The 4,593-nt window shown below is 67.0% G+C and carries 6 protein-coding genes; 2 read left to right on the forward strand and 4 right to left on the reverse strand.

The window, feature by feature from the left end:
- The 4 genes from GEV05_30560 to GEV05_30575 form a co-directional block, all read right to left on the reverse strand.
- A partial coding sequence (locus GEV05_30560) for a 2Fe-2S iron-sulfur cluster binding domain-containing protein (GenBank protein MPZ47623.1) occupies positions 1 to 351 on the reverse strand: 351 nt, incomplete at its 3' end.
- A complete protein-coding gene (locus GEV05_30565) occupies positions 351 to 536 on the reverse strand; it encodes a hypothetical protein (GenBank protein ID MPZ47624.1) in 186 nt (61 codons plus the stop codon). The genes GEV05_30565 and GEV05_30560, both read right to left, overlap by 1 nt.
- A 32-nt stretch (positions 537 to 568) precedes the next feature.
- On the reverse strand, positions 569 to 1,453 hold the full coding sequence (locus GEV05_30570) for a xanthine dehydrogenase family protein subunit M (GenBank protein ID MPZ47625.1): 885 nt from the start codon (positions 1,451 to 1,453) through the stop codon (positions 569 to 571).
- Positions 1,454 to 1,612: 159 nt separating this feature from the next.
- A complete protein-coding gene (locus tag GEV05_30575; protein ID MPZ47626.1) occupies positions 1,613 to 2,467 on the reverse strand; it encodes a cupin domain-containing protein in 855 nt (284 codons plus the stop codon).
- Positions 2,468 to 2,643: 176 nt separating this feature from the next.
- Between GEV05_30575 and GEV05_30580 the strand changes: the two genes are divergently transcribed.
- Positions 2,644 to 3,255 carry a methyltransferase domain-containing protein gene (locus GEV05_30580; GenBank protein MPZ47627.1) on the forward strand — a complete coding sequence of 204 codons (612 nt, stop codon included), beginning with the start codon at positions 2,644 to 2,646 and terminating at the stop codon, positions 3,253 to 3,255.
- Positions 3,029 to 4,312, forward strand: a complete 1,284-nt coding sequence (locus GEV05_30585) for a tripartite tricarboxylate transporter substrate binding protein (protein MPZ47628.1) — start codon at positions 3,029 to 3,031, stop codon at positions 4,310 to 4,312. The genes GEV05_30580 and GEV05_30585 overlap by 227 nt, the downstream gene beginning before the upstream one ends.
- Positions 4,313 to 4,593: the final 281 nt, after the last annotated feature.

The raw sequence follows: 4,593 nt of genomic DNA on the forward strand, positions 1-4,593 counted from the left end.
CTCGAGCAGCGCCTTCGCAGCGACCAGAACACCCGGCGTGCAGATGCCGCATTGCAAAGCCGCATGCTCCAGAAACTTCTGCTGCAGCGGATGCAGCTCGGTGCCGTTGGCCATGCCCTCGATGGTCTGCACCGCCTTGCCGTCGATTTCGGGGCCGAGCGTGAGACACGAGCACACCAAGCGCCCATCGATGGTCACGCTGCAAGCCCCGCAGTCACCGGTGGCGCAACCTTCCTTCGTGCCGGTGAGATTGAGCTCGTCGCGCAGCACTTCGAGCAGGGTCTGCTGCGCCTCGCACAGGAATTCGACCGGATTGCCGTTGATCGTCGCAGTCACGTGGTGCTTGGCCATCAGTTCTCCTTGCCCGGATATTTCATCGGGGGCGCGCGATGATGGCGAGCCGAGTTGCGAGTCAGCTTGGGCTCGGCCGGCGCAGCCAATAGACAACTATTGGCAAGACGGACATGCCCAAAATGGCCGCAAATCGGCCGCCAGCGCGCGTGCAGGCCGGCGGTGCAAACGGCGCTGCGTTCCATCGATGTTACTTCGTTCGAGAATCGAAACACGCCTAAGCCTGGGGCCGACCCGGTGAAATATCCGGGCGGGCTCGATCGAGCGCGATTTGAGCGGCACGCCGCGCCAGCACGCCGGCCACCTTGATCCGATACTCCCGGGTCCCGCGCTTGTCGTCGATCGGACGGCAGGCGGCGCTGGCCGCGGCCGCAAGACGTTCCAGCGCGGCGCCATCGATCCTGCTCCCGATCAGCGCCGCTCCTGCCTCCGCGACGAGCAACGGGCGTTCGGCCACCGCGCCGAGACTCACCCGCGCCTGGGTGCAAATGCCTGCGGCATCGAGCGTGAGATTGACGCCGGCGGAAACCACCGCGATGTCCATCTCGGTGCGCGGCGTGAAGCGCAGATAAGCATCGCCCGAGCGCGGCTGCTTGCGCGGCACGAGGAACGATACGACCAGCTCGTCACGAGCCAGGCACGTCTTGCCAGGACCCGTGGCGAGACTTTCCACCGGCACGTCGCGGCTGCCGCGCGGCCCCGAGATGCGGGCGGTCGCACCCGCGGCAATGAGCGCGGGCACACTGTCCGCGGCGGGCGACGCATTGCACACGTTGCCGCCGACGCTGGCGCGTCCCTTGACCTGGATCGAACCGATCAGCTTGACCGCGTCGGTCACGCCGGGACACGCAGCGGGAAATTCCGGATGCTCGACCAACACCATGCACGCCGTGGCAGCGCCGAAGCGCAAGGCGCCGTTCTCCGCCACGATCGATGTCATGTCGGCGATGGCCTTGCAATCGACCATCAGGTCGGGCTGTGCACGGCCACTGCGCATTTGCACCAGCAGGTCGGTGCCGCCGGCAAGCACGCGCGCCAATCCTTTCTCGGCCGCGAGCAAGGCAACCGCCTCGTCGACGTTTTTCGGTTTCTCGTATCGCATGTCGCTATTCCCCCCGGCTCTTCAGAAGGTCCATTGTCCACGAGACTGCGGCCATTGTCATCGTCGATTGTGCGCGATCGGCATGAAGCCCGATGCATACGCCACGAAGCATGAGGCCGCACCTCGCGGTCCGGGCCGTTTTGTTGCGCGGCCCGACCGCTACGGCGCAGCGGCGCGCAAATCGGCTGCGGCTGCGGCACCCAGATCGACATAACCGGACTCTTCCAAGCTGCCCGCACCGGTATAGACGCCGATCGCTTCCAGCGGCTCGGACCGGCTCGCGTTCAGCAGAAAATGTTCGACGCCTTGCGCAATCAGGTGAACGTGTCCCGCGCGCACTTCCGTGCGCTCGTCTTCGGCGCCTGCGAGACCGTGACCGCGCACGATGTAATACACTTTTTCGCAGCGATCGTGGCGATGCCTGGGCAAGGCCGCGCCGGGCTCGAGCGTCACCCAAAAGAGCGCGTTCGGACTGCCGTTGTGGCTGCCGATGGGAAAGCGCATCGCCACGCCCGGCACGTTCAAGGCCGCGTGTTCGAGCGGCTTCACCGCGTCGACGTGCACGAGTATGCCGCCGCGCAGACCCGCCGTGCGCGGCATCGACGTATCGGCTGCACTGACGTTGCCGCAAAACGCGTAGCCCGTATCCTGGACGCTTTTCGCGCCGACATAGAAGCCGATGACGAGACCCTTCTCGTCCTTCGTTTCATTGAAGAAGAAATGCTCCGAGCCTTTAGGCATCAGGCGGCAGTGCCCCGGGCGCACTTCGGTGCGCTCGCCGCCTTGACCGACCACGCCGTGACCTTGGAGGTAGACCGCGATTTCGTCGCAGCGGCTGTGCAGATGCTTGGCATGGGTCGAACCGGGGCGGAAGATCGAATGAAACACCGTGGTCGCGGAGCCCTGCTTGCCCGAGATCGGCAGGCGAAACTCCGAGATCGCCCAGCCCTCGCCCTTGTTCATGTTCTCGGGCGTCACGTCGTCGACATGGATCGGCGGATGGATCGAAGGCATCGCGTCCTCGCGCAGGGTCGTGCGGCAGAGCGCATTACATCATATCCGGCCGCGACGCTCTCGGCCGCCGTCAACCGGCGCGGCATGACCCTTGGCTTACGGCTGCATTACGCCGCCGCGCTGATCCAGCGACACGCTCTTGCGGCGGCCTCGTCATCGGCTACACTTGCGGCACGATGGACGATATCCCAAGCCCCGCACGGCTCAGAAAGAGCACGTCCCAAGCCGAGAAGGCACTCGCCTTCTTCCTGCGTTTTCTCGACCAGCCGAAGCAGGTCGGCTCGATCGTGCCGAGCTCCGCGTTCCTGGAGCGGCGCCTGGTACGCGTCGGCGCCGTGGCGCAAGCGCGCACCGTCGTCGAGCTCGGCCCCGGCACCGGCGGCACCACCCAGGCGCTGTTGAAGGCGCTGCCGCGCGAAGGCCGGCTGCTGGCAATCGAGATCGACCACCGGCTGGTCGAGCTGGTGCGCTCGAACATCCGCGATCCGCGCTTGATCGCGCATCGCGGCAGCGCCGAACAGATTTCGGCCGCGCTCGCGCAGTATGCCTTGCCGGCGCCGGATGTCGTCATCTCCGGCATCCCGTTCTCCACCATGCCGCGCCAGGTCGGCAAGAAGATCCTGCGCGAGATCCGTTCGGTGCTCGCGCCCGGCGGTCGCTTCGTCGCCTACCAGTTGCGCGACCGGGTCGCGGTGCTGGGTCGGGACTTTTTCGGCGATCCCGAGAGCGACATCGAGCTGCTCAACGTGCCGCCGATTCGCGTCTGGTGCTGGCGCAAGCCGGGCTGAGCTGGCTTCGGCCCGTATCATCGTGCGCGGCCCAGCGCCCCGGGCGTCACGAAAAAGAGCTGGAAGGGGCATCCGACATCAAGGGGGAGTCGTGCATCGAATCGTGCAAGCGTTGTGCGGGTTCGCGCTGGCGTGCGCGCTGCCCGCGGCTGCCCAGAACTATCCCACCAAGCCCATCCGGCTCATCATCGGATTCCCCGCGGGCGGCGGAACCGACGTCACCGCGCGCACGATCACGCAACCGCTGATCGAGAAGTTCGGCCAGCCGATCGTCATCGACTACCGGCCCGGTGCGGCCGGTACGGTCGGCAACGGCGTCGCGGCCAAGAGCACGCCGGACGGTTATACCTGGCTCATGACCGCGACCGGGCCGCACGTGATCGCGCCGAGCCTCTATCGCTCGTTGTCCTACGATCCCTTCCGCGACTACGCGCCGATCGGGCTGGTCTCGACCAGCCCGTACCTGCTGCTGGTGCATCCGTCGGTGGATGCGCGATCGGTGGCCGAGCTGGTGCGCTGGCTGCGCGCCCGGCCGACGCCGGCAAGCTACTCGAGCGCGGGCGCCGGCACGCCGGGCCATCTTGCGAGCGAGCTGTTCAAGTCGATGACCAAGGTGAGCATCGATCACATCCCGTACAAGGGCGCGGCGCCGGCACTGGTCGATCTCATGGGCGGGCAGGTGCAGATGGGCTTCAGCGACATGACCATCTCGGCCCCGCATATGAAGAGCGGCCGGCTGCGCGCGCTCGCGATCAGCAGCAGCACGCGCTCGCCGCTCGCGCCCGATCTGCCGACGGTAGCCGAATCCGGGCTGCCGGGCTTCGAAGCGCTGGTCTGGTACGGGCTGCTCGGCCCGGCCGGAACGCCGCCGGATCTCGTGCGCCATATCAATGCCGAGGTCGTACGCGTGCTGAAGCGTCCGAAGACCCAGAAGCGCTTCGCCGCTCTCGGCGCCACCGCCTCGCCCGGCACCCCGGAGGCGTTCGCGGCGCAGATCAAACGCGACTACGACAAGTGGGCCGGCGTGATCAAGAGCGCGGACATCAAGCTGGAATAACAGGCAAGCCCGGCGAATCACGTGCATTCCCCGCCTCTCACGAGGCGGGGTGGCGCGAAGCGCCGGGGGTGAGATCGGGAATTCGCGGACCATGGTCCGCGCCGGACGAACGGCATCGGCCTGCATGCCGATGCGCGCCCTGCAAGGGGTGTGGTTTGATCGCTGCCGACCACCCCGTCCGCGGCATTGCCGCGTCCCGCCCCTCCTCGACGAGGAGGGGAAACGCGCTCTCCCCTCCGCTCACGCGGAGGGGTGCCCGCACATGCGGGCGGGGTGGTGTG

The sequence above is a fragment of the Betaproteobacteria bacterium genome, from assembly GCA_009377585.1.
Classification (GTDB): domain Bacteria; phylum Pseudomonadota; class Gammaproteobacteria; order Burkholderiales; family WYBJ01; genus WYBJ01.